This is a genomic window from Trinickia sp. Z7, assembly GCF_056498045.1.
The window spans coordinates 320569-342289 of the sequence record NZ_JAUEQW010000004.1 but is presented as its reverse complement, the minus strand read 5'-3'; the positions used below and the strand labels follow the sequence as shown (position 1 = coordinate 342289).

General features: G+C 63.9%; 20 protein-coding genes, 1 other RNA gene and 1 pseudogene. 17 read left to right on the top strand and 5 right to left on the bottom strand.

The annotated features are described in order from the left end of the window. Positions 1–9 precede the first annotated feature (9 nt). From QQS38_RS10345 to QQS38_RS10335, 3 genes are all read left to right on the top strand, one after another. On the top strand, positions 10–645 hold the full coding sequence (locus QQS38_RS10345; protein ID WP_479645268.1) for a bifunctional 4-hydroxy-2-oxoglutarate aldolase/2-dehydro-3-deoxy-phosphogluconate aldolase: 636 nt from the start codon (positions 10–12) through the stop codon (positions 643–645). Positions 646–911: 266 nt separating this feature from the next. Then, on the top strand, positions 912–2279 hold the full coding sequence (locus QQS38_RS10340; RefSeq protein WP_479645267.1) for a GntT/GntP/DsdX family permease: 1368 nt from the start codon (positions 912–914) through the stop codon (positions 2277–2279). A gap of 11 nt (positions 2280–2290) precedes the next feature. Next, complete coding sequence (locus tag QQS38_RS10335) at positions 2291–2797, top strand: gluconokinase (protein WP_479645266.1); 507 nt, start codon at positions 2291–2293, stop codon at positions 2795–2797. A 224-nt stretch (positions 2798–3021) separates the two neighbouring features. Here QQS38_RS10335 and purB read toward each other — a convergent pair whose 3' ends face one another. Both purB and QQS38_RS10325 read right to left on the bottom strand, forming a co-directional pair. After that, positions 3022–4410, bottom strand: a complete 1389-nt coding sequence (gene purB / locus QQS38_RS10330; protein ID WP_479645265.1) for an adenylosuccinate lyase — start codon at positions 4408–4410, stop codon at positions 3022–3024. A 127-nt stretch (positions 4411–4537) separates the two neighbouring features. Continuing rightward, positions 4538–5947, bottom strand: coding sequence for an MFS transporter (locus tag QQS38_RS10325; protein WP_479645264.1), 1410 nt, complete (start codon positions 5945–5947; stop codon positions 4538–4540). A 545-nt stretch (positions 5948–6492) separates the two neighbouring features. Here QQS38_RS10325 and QQS38_RS10320 point away from each other — a divergent pair. From QQS38_RS10320 to QQS38_RS10295, 6 genes are all read left to right on the top strand, one after another. Further along, positions 6493–7452, top strand: coding sequence for a LysR family transcriptional regulator (locus QQS38_RS10320; protein WP_479645381.1), 960 nt, complete (start codon positions 6493–6495; stop codon positions 7450–7452). 132 nt (positions 7453–7584) lie between these two features. Continuing rightward, positions 7585–8889, top strand: coding sequence for a Glu/Leu/Phe/Val family dehydrogenase (locus QQS38_RS10315; RefSeq protein ID WP_479645263.1), 1305 nt, complete (start codon positions 7585–7587; stop codon positions 8887–8889). 222 nt (positions 8890–9111) lie between these two features. Further along, positions 9112–10008, top strand: coding sequence for a glutamate/aspartate ABC transporter substrate-binding protein (locus QQS38_RS10310; RefSeq protein ID WP_479645262.1), 897 nt, complete (start codon positions 9112–9114; stop codon positions 10006–10008). Positions 10009–10090: 82 nt separating this feature from the next. Beyond that, positions 10091–10831: an amino acid ABC transporter permease gene (locus QQS38_RS10305; RefSeq protein WP_479645261.1), complete on the top strand. Its 741-nt coding sequence runs from the start codon at positions 10091–10093 to the stop codon at positions 10829–10831. Continuing rightward, complete coding sequence (gltK, locus tag QQS38_RS10300) at positions 10831–11505, top strand: glutamate/aspartate ABC transporter permease GltK (protein ID WP_479645260.1); 675 nt, start codon at positions 10831–10833, stop codon at positions 11503–11505. Before QQS38_RS10305 ends, gltK begins: the two co-directional genes overlap by 1 nt. After that, the gene (locus QQS38_RS10295; protein WP_479645380.1) at positions 11505–12230 is read left to right on the top strand and encodes an amino acid ABC transporter ATP-binding protein; all 726 of its coding nucleotides are present in this window, start codon (positions 11505–11507) and stop codon (positions 12228–12230) included. Before gltK ends, QQS38_RS10295 begins: the two co-directional genes overlap by 1 nt. Positions 12231–12255: 25 nt before the next feature. On the opposite strand, the gene QQS38_RS10290 is transcribed toward QQS38_RS10295, so the two are convergent. Further along, positions 12256–13167, bottom strand: a complete 912-nt coding sequence (locus QQS38_RS10290) for a class II glutamine amidotransferase (protein ID WP_479645259.1) — start codon at positions 13165–13167, stop codon at positions 12256–12258. Positions 13168–13397: 230 nt separating this feature from the next. On the opposite strand from QQS38_RS10290, the gene pyrC reads away from it, so the two are divergent. The 3 genes and pseudogenes from pyrC (at position 13398) to rnpB (ending at position 15851) form a co-directional block, all read left to right on the top strand. Then, positions 13398–14486, top strand: coding sequence for a dihydroorotase (gene pyrC, locus QQS38_RS10285; RefSeq protein ID WP_479645258.1), 1089 nt, complete (start codon positions 13398–13400; stop codon positions 14484–14486). Between the two features lie 65 nt (positions 14487–14551). After that, positions 14552–15446: pseudogene (locus QQS38_RS10280) on the top strand (DUF3025 domain-containing protein). After that, an RNA gene (rnpB, locus tag QQS38_RS10275) (RNase P RNA component class A) lies at positions 15440–15851 on the top strand. Before QQS38_RS10280 ends, rnpB begins: the two are co-directional and overlap by 7 nt. Positions 15852–15901: 50 nt before the next feature. Here the strand turns inward: rnpB and QQS38_RS10270 are convergent. Beyond that, the gene (locus tag QQS38_RS10270) at positions 15902–16324 is read right to left on the bottom strand and encodes an OsmC family protein (protein WP_325338646.1); all 423 of its coding nucleotides are present in this window, start codon (positions 16322–16324) and stop codon (positions 15902–15904) included. Between the two features lie 599 nt (positions 16325–16923). Between QQS38_RS10270 and rplM the strand changes: the two genes are divergently transcribed. From rplM to erpA, 3 genes are all read left to right on the top strand, one after another. After that, positions 16924–17352, top strand: coding sequence for a 50S ribosomal protein L13 (gene rplM, locus QQS38_RS10265; RefSeq protein ID WP_102609495.1), 429 nt, complete (start codon positions 16924–16926; stop codon positions 17350–17352). 11 nt (positions 17353–17363) lie between these two features. Then, entirely contained in the window at positions 17364–17756 is a 393-nt protein-coding gene (rpsI, locus tag QQS38_RS10260; RefSeq protein WP_173255276.1) for a 30S ribosomal protein S9, read from the top strand. 284 nt (positions 17757–18040) lie between these two features. Further along, a complete protein-coding gene (erpA, locus tag QQS38_RS10255; protein WP_479645257.1) occupies positions 18041–18406 on the top strand; it encodes an iron-sulfur cluster insertion protein ErpA in 366 nt (121 codons plus the stop codon). A gap of 103 nt (positions 18407–18509) precedes the next feature. Here erpA and QQS38_RS10250 read toward each other — a convergent pair whose 3' ends face one another. Continuing rightward, entirely contained in the window at positions 18510–19733 is a 1224-nt protein-coding gene (locus QQS38_RS10250) for an anhydro-N-acetylmuramic acid kinase (RefSeq protein WP_479645256.1), read from the bottom strand. A gap of 189 nt (positions 19734–19922) precedes the next feature. Between QQS38_RS10250 and tyrS the strand changes: the two genes are divergently transcribed. Continuing rightward, the gene (gene tyrS, locus QQS38_RS10245) at positions 19923–21170 is read left to right on the top strand and encodes a tyrosine--tRNA ligase (protein WP_479645255.1); all 1248 of its coding nucleotides are present in this window, start codon (positions 19923–19925) and stop codon (positions 21168–21170) included. Positions 21171–21246: 76 nt separating this feature from the next. Beyond that, positions 21247–21705 (top strand): D-aminoacyl-tRNA deacylase, encoded by a 459-nt coding sequence (dtd, locus tag QQS38_RS10240; protein ID WP_479645254.1) that lies wholly within the window; start codon positions 21247–21249, stop codon positions 21703–21705. Positions 21706–21721: the final 16 nt, after the last annotated feature.

Below are 21721 nucleotides of genomic sequence, written 5' to 3'. Positions count from 1 at the left end.
GGAGCCAGCATGAAAAAGGTTGAAGACATCGTCCGCCTCGGTCCAGTCATCCCCGTGCTGGCTTTCGACACGGTCGAGCAGGGCGAGCATGTGTCGCGCGCGTTGCACGCGGGCGGCGTCAAGGTGCTCGAGATTACGTTGCGCACGCCCGCGGGCATCGGCGCGATCGAGCGCGCGGCGCAACTTTCGCCGGACATCGTCGTCGGCGTCGGCACCATCACGAAGCCCGAGCACTGCGCACAGGCGAAAAAAGCCGGGGCCCAGTTCGGGGTTTCGCCCGGGTTGACCCGCGACATCCACCAAGCTGCGCAGGACGCCGGCTTGCCGCTTTTGCCGGGCGTCATGACGCCGAGCGACATCTTGCTTGCGCTCGAGCTCGGCTACGAAACGGTGAAGTTCTTCCCGGCGCAGCAAGCCGGCGGCATGCCGATGCTGCAGGCGTTGTACGGACCGTTCCCGACGCTCAAGTTCTGTCCGACCGGCGGCATCACGACCGAGACGGCGCCAAGCTTCCTCGCATTGCCCAACGTCGTGTGTGTGGGCGGCTCCTGGCTCACGCCCAAGGCCGCGCTGGCCGCGCAAAACTGGGATGAGGTCACGCGCCTCGCCCGCGCCGCATCGGAACTGGCTGCCCACCAGCACTGATCCGCCGAGCCGCGGCAACGGGGGCTTCGCAACGTGCGCGCTCCCGCCGCCGCGGTGGGCGAATTCCATTGCCGCTGATCCCGAAGCTCGCCCTTATGCGCGCGGTGCTAGGCGCGAGATATAGGGGTTCTCGTCGATGGAACCGGTTCTATCGCCCGTTCGCGGCGCCGACTACAATGCAACGTCCGTATCGGGGCGGCGGGGCCAGCGATGCTCGCCGCATTTGTCCACCTGCCTCGCTTCAAAACAAGTAAAGGAGACTCTTCATGGGATCGGTCCACGGCGGCCTCTTGTTGCTTTACGCCCTCATAGCGATTGCGGCGCTCATCCTGCTCATTGCGCGGTACAAGGTCTATCCGTTTCTGGTCCTGATCGTGGTCTCGTTGCTGCTCGGCCTCGCGGCCGGCATGCCGGTGGGCCAGATCGTCAAATCGTTCGAAGCCGGCAACGGCGGCACCTTGGGCCATATCGCGATCGTCGTGGGCTTGGGCACGATGCTCGGCAAGATGATGGCCGAATCGGGCGGCGCGGAGCGCATTGCGACCACCCTGATTCGTTGGTTCGGTGAGAAGCACATTCACTGGGCGATGATGTTCGTGGCGATCATCGTCGGTTTGCCGGTGTTCTTCGAGGTCGGTTTCGTCTTGTTGATCCCGATCGCCTTCAACGTCGCCAAGCGCACGGGCAAATCGCTGCTGCTGATCGGTTTGCCGATGGTAGCGGGGCTGTCGGTCGTGCATGGGTTGATCCCGCCGCACCCAGCCGCGTTGCTCGCGGTGCAAGCCTACGGCGCCGACATCGGCAAAACCATCGCATATGGGCTCATCGTGGGCATTCCGACCGCGATCGTGGCAGGCCCCTTGTTCGCCTTGCTCGTCCATCGGCATGTCAAGCTGCCCGAAAACAACCCGCTTGCGGCGCAATTCATCGAATCGGCCGACGATGCGGCCGAGAATCGGCGCGATATGCCGGGGTTCGGGATTACGCTGTTCACGATTTTGCTGCCGGTGCTGCTGATGCTCGTCGGCAGTTGGGCCGATCTGGTTTTCGCGCCCAAGTCGATGCCGAACGATCTGCTGCGTTTCATCGGCAATTCGGACGTGGCGCTCTTGATCGCGGTGATCTTCAGCTTCTGGACCTTCGGCGCGCAGCGCGGGTTCACGCGCGAGCAGATCCAAAAGTTCTGCGGGGAATGCCTAGCGCCGATCGCCGGCATTACGTTGATCGTGGGTGCGGGCGGCGGCTTCGGTGGCGTATTGCGCGACAGCGGCATTTCGCGCGAAATCGTGGCGGTCGCCACGCAGGCGCATTTCTCGCCGCTGCTGTTCGGCTGGTTCGCCGCCGCGCTGATTCGTTTGGCGACGGGTTCGGCCACGGTGGCCATGACGACCGCGTGCGGCATCGTCGCGCCAATCGCCAAGGCCGGCGTGATTCAAGTGCGGCCCGAATTGCTCGTGCTCGCGACCGGCTCCGGTTCGCTGATTTTCTCGCATGTGAACGACGGCGGCTTCTGGCTGATCAAAGAGTATTTCGGCATGACGGTGGGGCAGACCTTCAAGACGTGGTCGTTGTGCGAGACGATCATCTCGCTGCTCGGTCTCGGGTTGACCTTCGCGTTGGCCGCGGTTTTGTAATTGGAACGAAAATGATCCTGATCGTGATGGGCGTCTCGGGCGCCGGCAAGACCCTTATCGGCGAGTTGTTGGCCGAGCGCCTCGGTTGCAGCTTCGTGGATGGCGACGTGTTTCATAGCGCCGCCAACAAAGAGAAGATGGCGCAAGGCATCGCGCTGACCGACGACGACCGCTGGCCGTGGCTGGCGTCCATTCGCTCGGCGATCGAGGACAAGGTGCGTGCGGGCGAGTCGCTCGTCGTGGGCTGCTCGGCGCTCAAGCGCGTGTATCGCGACGTGTTGCGCGGCGGGGCGCAGGGCGATGGCGTCGTGCGCTTCGTGTACTTGAAGGGTTCGTTCGAGGTGCTGCACGAGCGCCTCGCTACGCGCGGCCGGCATTTCTTCAACCCGTCGCTGCTACAAAGCCAGCTCGATACGCTCGAGGAACCGGGCGACGACGAAGCGATCACGGTCGGGATCGAGCTGTCGCCGGAGCAGATCGTCGAAGAGGTGGTGAAGCGGCTCGGTTCAGCCGCTTGAATCCGATGCTCGCTGCGAGACCGGCGAGCCGCCGACGGGCTCGAGCGGGCCTTCGCGGCACGTCAGCCAACATCAAACGCAGCCGAGCATGCAACCCCGGGCGAAATACCGCGCAACGAGGGAGTAGGGCATCCCGACCCTAACCGCCGCAGCCCGCGCCGTGGGAAACGAAGATGGCCGAACGGCGTAACGCGCAATCGCCGCCGCCGCTCGAGCCTTGTCGATCACCCGATCCGTTTCGCCAACTCGGCCGCCTTGCCCGTATACGACGCGGGCGTCATTGCGCTGAGCAGCGCCTTCGCATCGTCGGGGATCCCGAGCGTGGCGATGAACTGCTGCAGCGCTTCGCGGGTGATGCCCTTGCCGCGCGTGAGCTCTTTCAACTGCTCGTACGGGTTCTCGATGCCGAAGCGGCGCATGACCGTTTGCACGGGCTCGGCCAGCACTTCCCAGCAGGCGTCTAGATCTTCGTTCAGGCGGGCCGGGTTGACTTCGAGCTTATCGATGCCGCGGATCAGCGCATCGTAAGCGAGCAGCGAGTAGCCGAGCGCGACGCCCATGTTGCGCAGCACCGTCGAGTCGGTCAGGTCGCGCTGCCAGCGCGAGACGGGCAGCTTTTCCGCGAGATGGCGCAGCAGCGCGTTCGCGAGCCCCAAGTTGCCTTCCGAATTTTCGAAATCGATCGGGTTGACCTTGTGCGGCATCGTCGACGATCCGATTTCGCCTGCTTTGGTCCGCTGCTTGAAATAGCCGAGCGAAATGTAGCCCCACACGTCGCGATCGAGATCGAGCAGGATCGTGTTGGCGCGGGCGAGCGCATCGAACAATTCCGCCATGTAATCGTGCGGCTCGATCTGGATCGTGTACGGATTGAACGCGAGCTTGAGCCGTTGTTCGATCACGTTGCGCGAGAACGCTTCCCAATCGAAGCTCGGGTAAGCCGACAGGTGCGCGTTGTAGTTGCCCACCGCCCCGTTCATCTTGCCTAGGATTTCGACGTTTGCAATGCGCTCGATCGCGCGCGCGAGGCGCGCGGCGACATTCGCGATTTCCTTGCCGAGCGTCGTGGGGCTGGCCGGCTGGCCGTGCGTGCGCGAGAGCATCGGCTGCTCGGCCTGTGCGTGCGCGAGCGCCACGAGGCGGCCATGCACCGAGCGCAGCGCCGGCAGGATGACGTGCTCGCGCGCGCCGGCGAGCATCATGCCGTGCGAGGTATTGTTGATGTCTTCCGAGGTGCAGGCGAAGTGAATGAACTCGCTCGCGCGTTCGAGCTCGGGCTGGCCTTTCACCGATTCCTTGAGCCAATATTCGACGGCTTTGACGTCGTGATTGGTGACGCGCTCGATGTCCTTGATGCGCGCGGCGTCGTGCGCCGAAAAGCGCGCGACGAGATCGAGCAGGAATTGTTCGGCGGCAGCGGAGAAGCGCGGCATTTCCGCGAAGCCGGCTTGCGACAGCGCGATGAGCCAATGGACCTCGACCGTCACGCGGTGGCGCATGAACGCGGCTTCGGAAAGCCAATCGCGAAGCGCTTCGGTCTTGGCGGCGTAGCGCCCGTCGAGCGGTGACAGGGCGGTGAGGGCAAACAGCGTTTCGGCGCGGGTATCGGACATGATCGGACGTAGCGCTCGAAGGCGCGGGTTCGGGGCAGGAGAGAACCCGCGATTTTACCACCGCTGCGACCGGCCTTCGGCGCTTCGTCCCGGCGGGCGCGCACGCGAGTGCGCCCGCCGCCTCGCATTATTTCCCTGCGGCGGCCGGTTGTCCGACGCGCGCCGGGTTGGCCACGTGCGCGAGTTCCGACGCCGCGGCGGCCGGGTTGGCCCAGACCAGCCACTGTGCACGCAACGCAAGCATCGCGACACACGCGCAGGCTGCGAGCGCGCCGAACGTGGCGAAGCCCATTTGATAGCTGCCGGTGCTTTCCTTGGCGATGCCCATCACGACCGGCAGATAGAAGCCGCCGATGCCGCCGGCCGCGCCGATCACGCCGGAGAGCAAGCCCGTCTTGCCTTTCCAACGATGGGGGACGAGTTGAAACGTCGCGCCGTTGCCCAGGCCGAAGGCGAGGTAGAGGCACACCAGGACGGCGATGCCGCCCGCGAGCGGCGGCATCCAGGCGGCGAAAGCGAAATCGGCGAGCGAAATCGCCGCGAGCAAGCCCGTCAGCGCCCGTACGCCGGTGATGCGATCGGCCAAATAGCCGCCCATCGGACGCACGATGGCGCCGAGAAACGCCAGCAGCGACATGAACAAGCCGGCTTCCAGTTTCGGCATCTGATAGAGCGTCGTCAGCAGCAGCGTCACATACGACGACATTCCGACGAACCCGCCGAACGTGATGCTGTAGACGAGCATCATGACCCACGTGTCGCGCTCGGTGAGCACGGCTCGATAGCGGGCGGGCAACAAGGCGATGGCGCCGGCCGCGCCGAGCACGGGCAGCAGCAGCACGCCTGTTTTGCCCGAGCCGAACACGCCCGCGTGCACGGCCAGCACGAGCACGATCAAGCCCGCGAGCATCGTCGCGAAGCCCGCGAGCGCCCGGACCGGGCTGCCGGCCTTTTCACCGCGGTCGTCACCCCAAGCGAACAGCGCGATGCCTGCAATGGCCAGCAGCGGCAGCGCGGCCGCCGTGGCGTACTGCCAGCCGAACGCGTCGGCTACGTGCGGAAACAGGAAGCCGTCGAGCACGGCGCCGATGTTGCCCGCGGCGGCCAAACCCAGGACGAGCCCTTGGACCTTGGGCGGATAGCTGCTTCCGGCCATCGGCAAGGCAACGGCGAAGCTCGCGCCGCCGACGCCGAGGAACACGCCGAGCACGAGCAGCAGGGTGTAGGACGGCGTCGTCGGCAACAGCGGCAACACGATCGCCGGCAGGGCCGAGATCACCACGCCCATCAACGCCACGCGCCGGCCGTCGGTGGTCTGATAAAGGTTGCCGAGGGCGACGCGCAAAATCGCGGCGGAGAGCACCGGCACCGCCACCAAAAAGCCTTGTTGAGCAGCCGTCATGGCGATGCTCTTGCCGATGAAAGGCGCGAGCGGTCCGTACAGGACCCATACCGTGAAGCCGGTGTCGAAATAGAGGAAGCAGGCGACGAGCGAGCGCCAGTTGCCACTGCTCAACGCGTGTTTCAGGTTCTTCATGGTCGTCCTCGCATCGAAAGTCGGATGAAACGTTTGGGGGCGATGAGCTACGGCGCCCGGCTGCAGCGCAGCGACGGCTCGCCAATGCAAGCCCCATGCCATCGGCGAGCGCGCCGTTCGCGGCGCTCGGCTGCGCGCCATGCGCCATCTGCCGTTGCGCCTTTCGAACCCCTTGCTCGGCCGTCGGCGATTGGGCCGGCGACGATCGCAAGCGGTGCGCGCCTGCGCACCTGCGTCGCGCCCAGGGCACTGTCGATGTGCCCCGAGCGCGTCGATGGTGCACTGCATCAACGTTGCCACTGGAATGACGCAAACGGAGCGTGTCTGCGTCGTTGCACCGCGCGGCATGGTGGCCGCGGATTCGCGCTGCGGTGCGTCATACGAACTCCATGCACGCTCGGGGCGCGCACGGAAGGGGAAACGGGCGGGAGGCAGGCAGGAGCGGGAGCATGCCTCGCCGCCGAACGGGCGCGCGGCGCCCGCCCGAACACGTCCCGGTACAATGCGGGCGTCGCTTCACGCTCGGCCTTGCCCGGCCCATTCGCATGGAACTCAAATGGCTCGAAGATTTCGTTTCGCTCGCTGAGACGCGCAGCTTCAGCCGTTCCGCCGAGTTGCGGCACGTGACGCAACCTGCGTTCTCGCGTCGCATCCAAGCGCTCGAGGCATGGCTCGGCACCGAACTCATCGATCGTTCGGTCTATCCGACCCGGCTCACGCAGGCGGGCGAGGTGTTCCACGAGCAGGCGCTCGCGATGCTCTCGCACATGCACGAGTCGCGCATTCTGCTGCGCGGACACGTGCGCTCGCCGGCGCCGACGATCGAATTCGCCGTGCCGCACACGCTTTCGCTGACCTACTTTCCGCTGTGGCTGCAACGGATCGAAGCGCAGATGGGGCCGATTCATACGCGCTTGCGCGCGCTCAACGTTCACGATGCCGTGCTCTCGCTCGTCGAAGGCGGGTGCGACCTCGTGATGGCCTACCACCATCCGAGCCAACCGGTCGCGCTCGATCCTGGCCGCTACGACATGCTCACGCTCGGCGCCGAGCCGATCAGCGCGTTTTCGGCGCCGGTGCGTGCGGGCCGCGCTCGCTATACGTTGCCCGGCGCGGCCGATGCGCCCGTTCCGTACTTGTCCTACACGCCCAATGCGTACCTGGGGCGCATGACGGAAGTCATCGTCGCCAACGCGCCGGAACCGCTCTATCTCGATCGCATCTACGAAACCGATATGGCGGAGGCGCTCAAGGCCATGGCGCTGGCCGGCCACGGGGTCGCCTTCTTGCCGCACAGCGCCGTCGAAGACGCCGTTGCGGCGGGCGATCTGATTCGCCTGGACCGCACCGCCTCGCGCGCTTTGCCCGCCGATCGCTTCACGCTGACGATGGAAATCCGCCTGTACCGCGACAAACTCGCAGGCACCAGCGACGATCCGCGCCAGCAACTCGTGCGTCGCCTATGGCAAGTCGTGGCCGAGGAACTGGGCGTCGACCGCCCCTGACGGGGGATAGGGAAAACGGCGGCCGCATGCACGTTATGCAAGAAATGCATAATGGGATGACCAAACGGCATTGGATTTCAAAATGGGCTTTTTCGACAATGGCGCACAATTTCCGTGACCGTTGGAGTGTCCATGTCCTCGCAATTGCAGTCCACCACGTCTGCACAATCGATCCCCTCGTACCTTCATGCCGACGATCTCGGCCCGTGGGGAAACTATCTGCGTCAAGTCGATCGCGTCGCGCCGTACCTCGGTTCGTCGTCGCGTTGGCTCGAAACACTCAAGCGTCCGAAGCGTATCTTGATCGTGGACGTGCCTATCGAGCTCGATGATGGCACGGTGGCGCATTTCGAGGGCTATCGCGTTCAGCACAATGTCTCGCGCGGCCCCGGCAAAGGCGGCGTGCGTTATCACCAGGACGTCACGCTGTCCGAAGTGATGGCATTGTCGGCGTGGATGTCGGTCAAGAACGCGGCCGTGAACGTGCCGTACGGCGGCGCGAAGGGCGGCATTCGCGTCGATCCGCGCAAGCTCTCGCGTGGCGAGCTCGAGCGCGTGACGCGCCGCTACACGAGCGAGATCGGCATCATCATCGGACCGAACACGGATATTCCCGCGCCTGACGTCAACACGAACGAGCAGATCATGGCGTGGATGATGGACACCTACTCGATGAACCAGGGCCAAACGGCCACGGGCGTCGTGACGGGCAAGCCGATCGCGCTCGGCGGCTCGCTGGGCCGCCGCGAAGCGACGGGCCGCGGCGTATTCGTCGTCGGCACGGAAGCGGCGCGCCGCGTGGGACTCGAAATCAAAGGTGCGCGCGTTGCGGTGCAAGGCTTCGGCAACGTCGGCGGCATTGCCGCACGTCTGTTCGAAGAAGCGGGCGCCAAAGTCGTGGCCGTGCAGGATCACACGGGCTCGATCTACAAGTCGAGCGGCATCGATACGACGGCACTGCTCGAGCACGTGGCGAACACGGGCGGCGTGGGCGGTTTCAAGGGCGCCGATCCGATGGCGAACGACGAGTTCTGGACGATCGAAAGCGACATCCTGATCCCGGCCGCGCTCGAAAACCAGATCACCGAGAAGAACGCAGCCAAGATCAAGACGAAGATCATCGTCGAAGGCGCGAACGGCCCGACCACGACGGCGGCCGACGATATCCTGCACGACAAGGGCGTGTTGATCATCCCCGACGTGGTGGCCAACGCGGGCGGCGTGACGGTTTCCTACTTCGAGTGGGTGCAGGACTTCTCGAGCTTCTTCTGGACCGAGGACGAGATCAACCAGCGCCTGGAGCGCGTGATGCGCGAAGCGTTCGGCGCGGTCTGGCAGGTGGCGAGCGACAACAAGGTGTCGATGCGCACGGCGGCGTTCATCGTCGCATGTAAGCGGATTTTGATGGCGCGCGAAATGCGTGGCCTGTATCCCTGATTCCCTCTTCGCCACAAGCGAAACGGGTTTGACTTGCCGGTGCGCCTCACGGCGCTTCCGGCTTCCCCTGGACGGGCGGCACCGACAAGGTGTCGCCCGTTTTTAACGCACGGTTTCCTCGCATCGAGCGTTGCAGTTACGCGCGGTCGGTACCTGTGCGGATGCTTTCAAATAGATAACTTGGTACACTGGCGCCGTTTTTAGGCCACGGAGACTCCTGGAATGAAGATCATGAAGACGGCGCTTCTTGTCGCCACGTTGTCCGCGCTTGCCGCGGGAAGCGCATTTGCGCAGGAATCGGGCACACTGAAGAAGATCAAGGACACGGGTGTCATCGCGCTCGGTCATCGTGAATCGTCGATTCCGTTCTCGTATTACGATGACAAGCAGCAAGTCGTGGGCTACGCGCGCGACTTCCAGATGAAGGTCGTCGATGCCGTGAAGAAGAAGCTGAACCTGCCGAATCTGCAAGTGCGCAACATCCCCGTGACGTCGCAAAACCGCATTCCGCTGGTGCAGAACGGCACCGTGGACATCGAGTGCGGCTCGACGACGAACAACAAGGAGCGTCAGCAGCAGGCGGCCTTCTCGAACACGATCTTCGTGATCGGCACGCGCCTCATGACGAAGAAAGAGTCGGGCGTGAAGGATTGGGCCGACCTCAAGGGCAAGACCGTCGTGACGACGGCGGGCACGACGTCCGAGCGTCTGCTGCGCAAGATGAACGAAGACAAGAAGATGGGCATGTCCATCATCAGTGCGAAGGACCACGGCGAATCGTTCCAAACGCTCGAGACGGGCCGCGCGGTCGCGTTCATGATGGATGACGCGCTGCTCGCGGGCGAACGCGCGAAGTCGCGCACGCCGAACGATTACGTGATCGTCGGCGCGCCGCAGTCGAAGGAGGCCTACGGCTGCATGATGCGCAAGGACGACGCCGAGTTCAAGAAGGTGGTGGACGAGGCCATCGCGCAGGTCGAGAAGTCGGGCGAGGCGGATCAGATCTACAAGCGGTGGTTCGAATCGCCGATTCCGCCGAAGGGCCTGAACTTGGCCTTCCCCGAAAGCGACGACATGAAAGCGCTGTTCAAGAATCCGAACGATAAGGCAATCGATTAAACGTCTGTCGGCAATCGGAAGTTGAATCGAACGGAAGAAGGGCAAACCAGCTTCTTCCGTTCTTTTCGTTGGAGGTCACATCATGTCGTATCACTGGAACTGGGGCGTTTTGCTTCAGCCGGTCGCAACGGGCGAGGCCGCGACCTACCTCGGATGGCTGCTCTCGGGCATGCGCGTCACGGTGACGGTGTCGCTCGCCGCATGGGTGATCGCTTTGGTCGTCGGCTCGCTGTTCGGTGTGCTGCGCACGGTGCAGGACCGCCGTCTCGCGGCGCTCGGCACCGTCTACGTCGCCGTCTTCCGCAACGTGCCGCTCATCGTGCAGTTCTTCGTCTGGTACCTGGTCGTGCCCGAGCTCTTGCCCGTGTCGATGGGCGACTGGTTCAAGCAGTTGCCGCCGGGCGCACAGTTCTTTTCGTCGTCGATCATCTGCCTGGGCCTTTTTACCGCTGCCCGCGTATGCGAGCAAGTGCGCTCGGGCATCGAGGCGCTGCCGCGCGGCCAGCGCGCCGCGGGCTTCGCGCTCGGCCTCAGTCAATGGCAAACGTATCGCTACGTGCTTCTGCCTGTGGCGTATCGCATCATCGTCCCGCCGCTGACGTCCGAATTTCTCAACGTCTTCAAGAATTCGGCCGTCGCCTCGACGATCGGTCTGCTCGACCTGTCGGCTCAGGCACGCCAACTCGTCGATTACACTGCGCAAACCTACGAATCGTTCATCGCGGTGACGCTCGCCTACGTGTTGATCAACCTCGTCGTCATGGGCGTCATGCGCATCATCGAGCAGAAGAGCCGCCTACCCGGCTACGTGGGAGGCAAGTGATGCATCATTTCGATTGGAGCGGCATTCCCGGCGCGCTGCCGACATTGTGGAGCGGCGCCGTCATCACGCTGGAAATCACGGTGCTTGCGATCGTGGTCGGCGTGGTCTGGGGCACCGTGCTCGCGCTGATGCGCTTGTCGGGCTTCGCGCCCCTCGGTTGGTTCGCGAAGGCGTACGTTACCGTGTTCCGCTCGATTCCGCTCGTCATGGTGCTGCTGTGGTTCTTTTTGATCGTGCCGCAGTTCCTGCAAAGCGTGCTCGGGCTTTCGGCGAATATCGACATTCGACTCGCTTCGGCCATGGTTGCGTTCTCGCTTTTCGAGGCCGCGTACTATTCCGAAATCATCCGGGCCGGCATCCAGTCGGTATCGCGTGGGCAGGCCAACGCGTCGTTTGCGCTCGGCATGACCTACGGGCAGTCGATGCGCTACGTGATCCTGCCTCAGGCGTTTCGCGCAATGGTGCCGCTCCTGGTGACGCAGGCGATCGTGCTCTTTCAGGACACCTCGCTCGTCTACGTCATCAGCCTCGCGGATTTCTTCCGCACGGCCACGAATATCGGGGATCGCGACGGCACGATGGTCGAAATGGTGCTGTTTGCCGGCGCCGCTTACTTCGTTGTTTGCACGGTCGCATCGAGCATTGTGAAAGGACTTCGGAAAAAGGTCGCATGATGATTTCAATCAAGAACGTATCGAAGTGGTACGGCACCTTTCAGGTGCTGTCCGACTGCACCACGGAAGTCGCGAAGGGCGAGGTCGTCGTCGTTTGCGGGCCGTCCGGATCGGGTAAATCGACGTTGATCAAGACCGTGAACGGCTTGGAGCCGTTTCAGAAAGGCGAAATCATCGTGAACGGCCAATCGCTCGGCGACAAGCAAACGAACTTGTCGAAGCTGCGAGCCAAAGTCGGCATGGTGTTCCAGCACTTCGAATTGTTTCCGCATCTGTCGATCATGGAAAACTTGACGCTCGCGCAGGTCAAGGTACTGGGCCGCGGGAAGGACGAAGCGGCCGACAAGGGCTTGAAGCTGCTCGATCGCGTGGGGTTGAGAGCGCAGGCCGACAAGTTTCCGGCTCAGTTGTCGGGCGGCCAGCAACAGCGCGTGGCGATTGCACGCGCGCTGTCGATGGACCCGGTGGCGATGCTGTTCGACGAGCCCACCTCGGCGCTCGACCCGGAGATGATCAACGAGGTGCTCGACGTCATGGTCGAACTCGCACAAGAGGGGATGACGATGATGTGCGTCACGCACGAGATGGGCTTCGCGAAGAAAGTCGCGCATCGCGTCATCTTCATGGACCGCGGCGCCATCGTCGAGGATGATCGTAAGGACGCGTTCTTCGCGAACCCGAAGTCCGATCGGGCAAAGGAATTCCTAGCGAAGATTCTTCACTGAGCGAAGCGGCGACGCGCCGCTTCGCTCAGGATTCGAACGCGGCGATGTCGTCGGCGTCCGCGTCGGCACCGAACGCGGCGGCACAGGCGCGCGTCGACGCAGAAGCGCTCGGATCGCAAGCGGGGTTGCGCGCTTTTTCGAGCACCGACGCGGGCACGGGAAAATGCGCCCGCGCCGCCACTTCGCCGTCTTGGAACATCAGCAGATCGCCCGGAGCGAACGCCGTCCAGGTCTCGTCGTCGGTGAGCGGTTGCGTCGCTATGACGGCGACCCGGTCCTCCGGCGTGGTGTATTGCGCGAAATCGATCGACATATCGGCGTCGATCAGATGGGCGGTCGAGAATGGCCAACGCCGAACGATGTAATGCAGATGCGTCGAACAATGCGCGAATAGCGCCTGTCCGTTGGACATCAAGAAATTGAATACGCCGTAATCGGTGATGTCCCGCGTGAGCGCGCCCACGGCGTCGAACAGCTCCTGCAGGGGCGGCTGAGCCCCCGGAAACGCGCGGCGCAAGCCCTGCATCAAGGCACAAAACGCCACTTCGCTGTCGGTCGTGCCTACCGGCTGATAAACGCCGGTGATCTCGGGGCGATAGTCCTGCAAATCGCCGTTATGGGCGAAGATCCAATGCCTGCCCCACAACTCGCGCATGAACGGGTGGCAGTTCTCGAGCAGAATGTGCCCCTGCGTCGCCTTGCGGATATGCGCGATCGTGTTTTTCGATTTGATCGGATAACGCTTGACCATCTCGGCGATCGGCGAGGTGGCCGACGATTGATGGTCGATGAACAGGCGGCAGGCTTTGTCTTCGAAGAAGGCGATGCCCCAGCCGTCGGCGTGGTGATCGGTGATGCCCCCGCGTGCGGCGAAGCCCGTGAAGGAGAACGTGACGTCCGTCGGTGCGGCGCAGTTCATTCCGAGGAGTTGGCACATGGTACGGGCTAGCGGTGCGTGTGAACGTGCGGGTGCGCAATCCGAACCCGCTACAATATGTTTTTTTGAAGCATATACCGAGCCGTCGGCCGAAAAAAGCGAAATGGCGGGCCCGAGCGGGCGTCCGTTGCTGTTTTTCCACGATGGGTGGGCGGCATGCTTCGTTCGATCGTACTCGCTGCTCGTCGCGCAGCGGCATTCTTGCCGGCTTTCTTGCCAGATCCATCGCCATGACCGTTTCCGATTTGTCCCCGAACGCCCCTCAACAGCCGGGCGCGCCGTCCTCGCTCACCTTGGCCCGCCCTGACGATTGGCACCTGCACTTGCGCGACGGCGAAATGCTCGCGGCGGTCTTGCCGCATACGGCCCGCCAGTTCGGCCGCGCGATCGTCATGCCGAACCTCAAGCCGCCGGTGACGACGGTCGACGCCGCGCGTGCGTACCGGGAGCGCATCCTCGCGGCGCTGCCGGCGGGCGCTACGTTCGAGCCGCTGATGACGCTGTACTTGACCGACAACACGCCGCCCGACGAAATCCGCCGCGCCAAAGAGAGCGGTTTCATCCATGGCGTGAAGCTCTATCCGGCTGGAGCGACGACGAATTCGGACTTCGGCGTGACCAATCTCGCCAAGTGCGCGAAAGCGCTCGAGGCGATGCAAGCCGTCGGCTTGCCGCTGCTCGTCCATGGTGAGGTCACCGATCCCGCGATCGATTTATTCGATCGCGAGATGGTGTTCATCGATCGCGTGATGACGCCGCTGCGCCGCGATTTCCCGGCGCTCAAGGTCGTCTTCGAGCACATCACGACGAAGGACGCCGCTCAGTATGTGCGCGACGATGGTGCGCCCGCGGGCCTGCTTGGCGCGACGATCACGGCGCACCATCTGCTCTACAACCGTAACGCGATCTTCCAGGGCGGGATCCGCCCGCATTATTACTGCCTACCGGTGCTCAAGCGTGAGACGCATCGCGTCGCGCTCGTCGAAGCGGCGACTTCCGGCAATCCGCGTTTCTTCCTCGGCACCGATAGCGCGCCGCATCCGAAGGGGTTGAAGGAGCACGCGTGCGGTTGCGCGGGCTGCTACACGGCGTTGCACGCCCTCGAACTCTACGCCGAGGCGTTCGACGCCGCCGGTGCGCTCGACCGGCTCGAGGGGTTCGCCAGCTTCTTCGGGGCGGATTTTTACGGTCTGCCGCGCAGCAGCGAGCGCGTGACGCTCGTGCGCGAGGCCTGGACGCTGCCGGCCGAGATCGTGGCGGGTGAAGCCGCGGTGGTGCCGCTGCGCGGCGGCGAGCCGATCGGTTGGCGTCTGGCCTGAGCGTCGGCTCGACGGGGAAGGCGGTGAATACCGTGGCGGCGGTTCGGCGAGCGAGCGGGATCGAGATGACACCCATTGCGAATCTGGAGCGGATCGACTGGTCCGCGCCTTGGCTCGAGCCGCTAGCCGAGCGCGGCGTGCGCTGGCAACACTGTGCGCGGCACGACAGCGCAGATTTCGTCGCCATGCTCGCGCGCGAGGCCCGCTCGTGCGGTCATGTCACGGGCAACGGGTCGCCGCTAACCTTCATCGAGCAATGGGAGCTTCCGGACGCAACCGCATACGAGGCGCACATCGCCGCGACGGGCGGCGTGCCGACGCGCCGCAATCTGCATGACTTCTTCAACGCGCTCGTTTGGTTCGCCCATCCTCGCGTGAAGTCGACGCTCAATGCACGCCAGGCACGGGCGATCGAGCGTGACGGCATTGCCGGGGCGCGTGGCGCGGAACGCGATTTTCTGACGCTGTTCGACGAAAACGCGGTGCTCTTCGTTTCGTCGGATCCCGCGTTGAGCGCTGCGTTGATCGCATTCGACTGGCGCGGCTTGTTCGTCGATCAGCGCGCGGCGTGGGGGGGCGCGGTGCGAAGCGCGCGTGTTCGGCCATGCGTTGCTCGAAAAGCTCGTGACGCCGTACAAAGCTTGCACGGGGCATGCGTGGATCGTCGCCGCGCCGGCCGACTACTTTGGCTGGCCGCCGGCGCGCAAGGCGGCATGGTTGGACCAAGCGGTGGCGGCCTCGCTCGCCGAGGGCGAGCTGGAGAACGGCCGCTACGCGCCGTTGCCGGTCCTCGGGGTGCCCGGATTTTGGCAGGACAATGCCGATCCGGCGTTCTACTCGGATCCCGCGGTGTTTAGGGCGGGACGGCGCTCGCGCAGCGCCGAAGGGGCGCGCGAGCAGGGCAATGCGCGCGCGGCGGCGGTGGGTGCCGAGGTGGTAGACTTCCAGGTTGCGAAGTAGGCCAGGCAGTCGCGGCTTTCCCGGTTTGCGCCGGGAGGGGCGAGGAAAGTCCGGACTCCAACGGGCAGGGTGATGGCTAACGGCCATCCGTGGCGACACGCGGAACAGGGCAACAGAAAGCAAACCGCCGATGGCCCGGTGCAAGCCGGGATCAGGTAAGGGTGAAACGGTGCGGTAAGAGCGCACCGCGGCTGCGGCGACGCAGCCGGCACGGTAACCTCCACCCGGAGCAATTCCAAATAGGCAGGCGCGCATCTCCGGATGCAGGGCGGGGCCCCCGTCTCGCCTGCGGGTAGGAAGCTCGAGCGCGTCAGCAATGGCGCGCCTAGAGGAATGGCTGCCACGTTCGGGGCGCCTTGCGGCGCCGCGAACGCACAGAATCCGGCTTACCGGCCTGCTTCGCTCCCCAATTCGAAATGAAAAAACGCCGGCCCCGCTCGGAGGCCGGCATTTTTTTAGCTTTCCACGATCTCGAACGAATGCGAGAGCTCGGCCGTCTTGGCGAGCATGATCGAGGCGGAGCAATACTTGTCGTGCGACAAATTGATCGCCCGCTCGACGGTGTTCGGGTTGAGATTCTTGCCCGTCACCGTGAAATGGAAGTGGATCTTCGTGAAGATCTTCGGGTCTTCGCTGGCGCGCTCGGCCTTGAGCGTGACAGAGCAGCCGGCAATTTCCTGGCGGCTCTTCTTCAGGATCATGACGACGTCGTAGGCCGTGCAGCCCCCTGTGCCGAGCAGCACCATCTCCATCGGCCGGGGGGCGAGATTGCGCCCGCCGCCTTCCGGCGCGCCGTCCATCATCGCCAGATGGCCGCTACCGGTCTCGGCCGCAAAGGCCATGCCGTCCGGCCCCATCCAGCTCACTTTGCATTCCATAGCGACTCCACTGTTGTACGCCAATACTAGTGTCGGACTGGCATTGTAGCCTCGCCCAATGCGATGGGCAGGGCTCGCCTTTCGCGCCGCGCCGCCCTCACTCGATTTGTCACATTATGAGATGCGTTTTCGCGATGCAAATTTTCTTGCCTGCTCGCCATTCGGTCTGTACAATGCCTCACATTGATTGTCGCTTTTGGCAATCTCCGCATGTCTCCTCCACCCTCCTCCTTAGGTGGATTAAGCCCGAGCCCAGAGTTCGGGCTTTTTTTTGCGCAGCGGCGCGCGGCACGCCCGTGAGCCTTGTCACGCGGCGCAGCGCCCTGGGACCGTCACATTGGGCGGCTACCGGCAGAGCTGGGCCATCGCCCGGCTCGCGGGCGGCGAGCGAGCCTTTCGCCATGCGCTTTAGGCTTGCCTCGCCCGCTGTTTGCCGCAGTGATCGCCGCCTTTGACGGCGCCTCCCAAATTCCTTTATAATTCAGGGCTTTTCCGCATCTATGCCCGCGGAAGAAGAACAGGGAGAGCCTGCACGGCGCCTCGATGCGCCAAACTAAGCAGGAAAAATACGAAGGGCAGGTCAATTTTTTGGATCGATCATGAAGACGTTTTCCGCCAAAGCCGAAGAGGTGACGCGCGAATGGTACGTGATTGACGCGACGGATAAGGTTCTCGGCCGTGTCGCCAGCGAAGTGGCACGCCGTCTTCGCGGCAAGCACAAGCCTGAGTTCACCCCGCACGTCGACACCGGTGATTTCATCATCGTCATCAACGCCGGCAAGCTGAAGGTCACGGGCAACAAGACCACGGACAAGAAGTACTACCGTCACTCGGGCTACCCGGGCGGCATTTACGAAACGACGTTCGGCAAGATGCAAGAACGCTTCCCGGGCCGTGCGCTCGAGAAAGCGGTCAAGGGCATGCTGCCGAAGGGCCCGCTCGGCTACGCCATGATCAAGAAGCTGAAGGTCTACGCTGAAGCCACGCATCCGCATTCGGCGCAACAGCCGAAGGCACTCGAGATCTAAGGGGAGCCCATATGATCGGTAATTGGAATTACGGTACGGGCCGCCGCAAGAGCGCTGTCGCTCGTGTCTTCATCAAGGCTGGCAAGGGCGACATCGTCGTCAACGGCAAGCCCATCGCGGATTACTTCTCGCGCGAAACGTCACTGATGATCGTGCGTCAGCCGCTCGAGCTCACGAACCACGGCACGACGTTCGACATCAAGGTCAACGTCTCGGGCGGTGGTGAAACGGGCCAAGCCGGCGCAGTTCGTCACGGCATCACGCGTGCGCTGATGGATTACGACGCAACGCTGAAGCCGGCTCTGTCGAGCGCTGGCTTCGTGACGCGCGACGCGCGCGAAGTCGAACGTAAGAAGGTCGGCTTCCACAAGGCACGTCGCCGGAAGCAATTCTCGAAGCGTTAATCGTTTCGATGCGCCCGCCTCCCGGCGGGTCGCTGCCGAAAAAGCCGCCGCTGCGCATGCACGGCGGCTTTTTTCGCTTTTTCGCTCCCTTCGTTTTTTTGCTTTCTGCGCGATGGCCGAGCTTCGCCGCTGCGCCTCCCTTCTGCGCCAGGCTCAGCGGGCCAGCGCTCAATTCACGGGTAAGCTAGAATCCATTGCAATCATAGGGTTACCGGATCGCGGTACAGCACGAGTCGGCGAACAGCCATACAATAGCGCTTAGAAGCTTTTTTTGGAGATTCCGAATGACCGCCGTCACCGACACCCCTGTGACCGAAATGCCGAGCCCCTTCGTCTTTACGGACGCGGCGGCCGAGAAGGTGAAACAACTGATCGACGAGGAAGGCAATCCCGATCTCAAGCTTCGTGTTTTCGTGCAAGGTGGCGGCTGCTCGGGCTTCCAGTACGGCTTCACGTTCGACGAAGCGATCAACGAAGACGATACGGTCATGAACAAGGCCGGCGTGCAATTGCTGATCGATTCGATGAGCTATCAGTATTTGGTCGGCGCCGAGATCGACTATAAGGACGATATCAACGGCGCGCAGTTCGTCATCAAGAACCCGACCGCGGCGACGACATGCGGCTGTGGCTCGTCGTTCTCGGTCTGACGCTAGATTTCGAGTGCATGAGCGAAGCGGCACGACCCGCTTCGCATCGCTGAACGGGGCTGCGGCCCCGTTTTTCGTTGGGTGCGGCGCGCCGCACGCTTTCCTACCGCGGGTAGATCGCGCCGAGCACGCGCTCGCCGGCTGCGCCCGTAACCGTCGGCAAGTTGCCTGCCGCGCGCTCCACACACCGCATCGCGAGCCACGCAAATGCGAGTGCCTCGACATGATGGGGAGGCACCCCGAGGACTTCGGTCGTCATGACGGGTACCCCGCTCACGCCGCTTTGGTCGAGCGCGCGCTCGAGCGCCTTCAACAGTTCGGGATTGCGGGCGCCGCCGCCGCAAACGTAGACGGCGCGACACCCAGGCGCGTGCCGCTCGATCTCGCGTGCCACGCTCACGGCGGTGAGCGTAGTGAGCGTCGCTTGCACGTCCGCGGGAGCGAGCGATGCGAAGCCGGCGAGTTTGGCATCGAGCCATTCGCTGTTGAATAGGTCTCGCCCGGTGCTCTTGGGCGGCGCTTGCTCGAAAAAGGGCTCGTCGAGCAGGGTGTTCAGCAGCGCTTGGTTCACAGCCCCACCTGCCGCGAATCGTCCTGCTTCGTCGTACGGGGTTCCCAGATGGCGATGCGCCCATTCGTCGAGCAGCACGTTTGCCGGGCCGCAATCGAAGCCGCGCACGGCATGGCCGTCCGCCGCTGTCACTGGCTCGCCGCCGCGGGACTGCGCTCGTGCGCGCGCGGGCGGCAACACGGTGATGTTGCTGATGCCGCCCAGATTGCAGACAACGCGCGTTTCGTCCTCGGCGCCGAAAACCTGAGCGTGAAAGGCGGGCACGAGCGGTGCGCCTTGGCCGCCTGCAGCGACGTCGCGGCTACGGAAATCCGCCACGACATCGATATGGGTCATTTCCGCGAGCAAGGCGGGGTTGTTGATTTGGCGTGTGTAGCCTTTCTCGGGACGGTGGCGCACCGTTTGTCCGTGCACGCCGATCGCCCGCACGCTAGTGGGCGCGAGGTTGGCGCTACGCAGCAGTTCGTGGCAGCAGACGGCGTACCGAGCCGCGAGCGCCGAGGCGGCCAGCGCTTCGCGCTCGATTTCGTTGTCGCCCGGCTGCTGCAGTGCGAATAGCGCATCGCGCAGGCCGTCGGCAAAGCCGACGAACGCATCGGCCAGCACGCGCGGCGCCTCGCCGGTGCGCAATTGAACGGCGATGCCGTCGACCCCGTCCATGCTCGTGCCCGACATCAGGCCGAAGTACACGCCGTCGGCGCCCGTTTGCTGCGTGCTCGCCACCAATTGCCGCTCCTCGTCGTGATTACGGGCCATGATCTGACCCGAACAAGGCGTCCCGCGCCCGTTTGCCAGGCCGATTATCCGCGAGATCGAGAGGGCGCGCTAACGGCCGCGCATCGTTGCACGTGCGACCCGGAACGCTAGCAGGCGGCCCAGATATGGGACAATTACGGCTTTTGCACTATCCGCCAGCCGGATCAACGCGGACCAACCGATTTCAAGATGAGCACCGAGTCTTCCTCCAAGCCTGCCATGCCGCTGCCGATCACCGATGAAGTGCGGCACGCGCTCGCCGTCGCCAAACGCGGCGCCGATGAACTCCTGATCGAAGACGAGTTCGCGCAGAAGCTCGCGCGCAGCGCGGCGACGGGTACGCCGCTGCGCATCAAGCTCGGGCTCGACCCGACTGCGCCCGACATCCACATCGGGCACACGGTCGTGCTGAACAAGATGCGGCAGCTGCAAGATCTCGGCCATCACGTCATTTTCCTGATCGGCGATTTCACCTCGTTGATCGGCGATCCTTCGGGCCGTAACGCAACCCGTCCGCCGCTCACGCGCGAGCAGATCGAATCGAACGCCAAGACGTACTTCGAGCAGGCCGCGCTGGTGCTCGACCGGGAAAAGACCGAGATCCGCTACAACAGCGAATGGTCGATGCCGCTCGGCGCCGACGGCATGATCAAGCTTGCTTCGCGCTACACCGTGGCGCGCATGCTCGAGCGCGACGATTTCACGAAGCGCTTTCAAAGCGGCGTGCCGATCTCGGTCCACGAATTTCTCTACCCGCTGATGCAAGGCTACGATTCGGTTGCGCTCAACGCCGACCTCGAGCTTGGCGGCACCGATCAGAAGTTCAACCTGCTCGTCGGGCGGGAATTGCAAAAGCAGTACGGGCAGGAACAGCAATGCATTTTGACGATGCCGTTGCTCGAAGGCCTCGACGGCGTCGACAAGATGTCCAAGTCGAAGAACAACTACGTCGGCATCAGCGAAAAGCCGGGCGACATGTTCGGCAAGCTCATGAGCATTTCCGACACGCTGATGTGGCGCTACTTCGAATTGCTCTCGTTTCGCAGCCTGGACGAAATCGCGCGCTTTCGGCGCGAAGCGGAAGAGGGACGCAACCCTCGCGACTTCAAAGTCATGCTCGCCCAGGAGATCGTCGCCCGTTTTCATTCGCAAGCCGACGCCGAGCGCGCGCTCGAGGATTTCAATCACCGCGCCAAGGGCGGGGTGCCCGATGACATCGTTTCGGTCACGCTCGGCGGCGCGCCGCTCGGCATCGGCCAATTGCTCAAGCAGGCCGGGCTCGTGCCGTCCACGAGCGAGGCGCTGCGCAATATCGATCAAAGTGGCGTGCGGATCGATGGCACGGTGATTTCCGATAGAGCGCTCAAGCTCGAAGCGGGCGAATACGTGGTTCAGGTCGGCAAGCGCCGCTTCGCGCGCGTCACGCTGACCGCATGAAGGGCTGGGGCGCGATGACGATCCGCCGTTCGAGCAAGCGTCGCGGCACGGGCGCACATCGCTGCGGAGCGGGGCGATGATCGCGCTGATACAGCGTGTAGCCGAAGCCAGCGTGCGAGTGGGCGAGCGCGTCACCGGGCAGATCGGCCCGGGCCTGCTGGCGCTCGTCTGCGCCGAGCGCGGCGACACCGAGGCAAGCGCCGACAAGTTGCTTGCCAAAGTTCTCGGGTACCGGGTCTTCAGCGATGCGGCCGGCAAGATGAACCTGCCGGTCACGAACATCGATGGCGCGGGCCAAGCCGGCGGCTTGCTGCTCGTGTCCCAATTCACGCTGGCAGCCGAAACGAACAGCGGTTTGCGGCCGAGCTTCACGCCGGCCGCGGCGCCGGAGGAGGGCAAGCGACTGTTCGACTACTTCGTCGCGTCCGCGCGCGCTCGCCATTCGATCGTCGAAACCGGCGAATTCGGTGCGATGATGCGGGTTTCGCTCGTCAACGACGGCCCCGTGACGTTCTGGCTGCAAACGCGGCCCTGACTTCCCCCCGTTCGCT

Excerpts from the sequence above, each read along its gene's own strand:
- QQS38_RS10345 (WP_479645268.1), top strand. The coding sequence starts at position 10 with ATGAAAAAGGTTGAAGACATCGTCCGCCTCGGTCCAGTCATCCCCGTG.
- QQS38_RS10340 (WP_479645267.1), top strand. The coding sequence starts at position 912 with ATGGGATCGGTCCACGGCGGCCTCTTGTTGCTTTACGCCCTCATAGCG.
- QQS38_RS10335 (WP_479645266.1), top strand. The coding sequence starts at position 2,291 with ATGATCCTGATCGTGATGGGCGTCTCGGGCGCCGGCAAGACCCTTATC.
- purB (WP_479645265.1), bottom strand. The coding sequence starts at position 4,410 with ATGTCCGATACCCGCGCCGAAACGCTGTTTGCCCTCACCGCCCTGTCA.
- QQS38_RS10325 (WP_479645264.1), bottom strand. The coding sequence starts at position 5,947 with ATGAAGAACCTGAAACACGCGTTGAGCAGTGGCAACTGGCGCTCGCTC.
- QQS38_RS10320 (WP_479645381.1), top strand. The coding sequence starts at position 6,493 with ATGGAACTCAAATGGCTCGAAGATTTCGTTTCGCTCGCTGAGACGCGC.
- QQS38_RS10315 (WP_479645263.1), top strand. The coding sequence starts at position 7,585 with ATGTCCTCGCAATTGCAGTCCACCACGTCTGCACAATCGATCCCCTCG.
- QQS38_RS10310 (WP_479645262.1), top strand. The coding sequence starts at position 9,112 with ATGAAGATCATGAAGACGGCGCTTCTTGTCGCCACGTTGTCCGCGCTT.
- QQS38_RS10305 (WP_479645261.1), top strand. The coding sequence starts at position 10,091 with ATGTCGTATCACTGGAACTGGGGCGTTTTGCTTCAGCCGGTCGCAACG.
- gltK (WP_479645260.1), top strand. The coding sequence starts at position 10,831 with ATGCATCATTTCGATTGGAGCGGCATTCCCGGCGCGCTGCCGACATTG.
- QQS38_RS10295 (WP_479645380.1), top strand. The coding sequence starts at position 11,505 with ATGATTTCAATCAAGAACGTATCGAAGTGGTACGGCACCTTTCAGGTG.
- QQS38_RS10290 (WP_479645259.1), bottom strand. The coding sequence starts at position 13,167 with ATGTGCCAACTCCTCGGAATGAACTGCGCCGCACCGACGGACGTCACG.
- pyrC (WP_479645258.1), top strand. The coding sequence starts at position 13,398 with ATGACCGTTTCCGATTTGTCCCCGAACGCCCCTCAACAGCCGGGCGCG.
- QQS38_RS10270 (WP_325338646.1), bottom strand. The coding sequence starts at position 16,324 with ATGGAATGCAAAGTGAGCTGGATGGGGCCGGACGGCATGGCCTTTGCG.
- rplM (WP_102609495.1), top strand. The coding sequence starts at position 16,924 with ATGAAGACGTTTTCCGCCAAAGCCGAAGAGGTGACGCGCGAATGGTAC.
- rpsI (WP_173255276.1), top strand. The coding sequence starts at position 17,364 with ATGATCGGTAATTGGAATTACGGTACGGGCCGCCGCAAGAGCGCTGTC.
- erpA (WP_479645257.1), top strand. The coding sequence starts at position 18,041 with ATGACCGCCGTCACCGACACCCCTGTGACCGAAATGCCGAGCCCCTTC.
- QQS38_RS10250 (WP_479645256.1), bottom strand. The coding sequence starts at position 19,733 with ATGGCCCGTAATCACGACGAGGAGCGGCAATTGGTGGCGAGCACGCAG.
- tyrS (WP_479645255.1), top strand. The coding sequence starts at position 19,923 with ATGAGCACCGAGTCTTCCTCCAAGCCTGCCATGCCGCTGCCGATCACC.
- dtd (WP_479645254.1), top strand. The coding sequence starts at position 21,247 with ATGATCGCGCTGATACAGCGTGTAGCCGAAGCCAGCGTGCGAGTGGGC.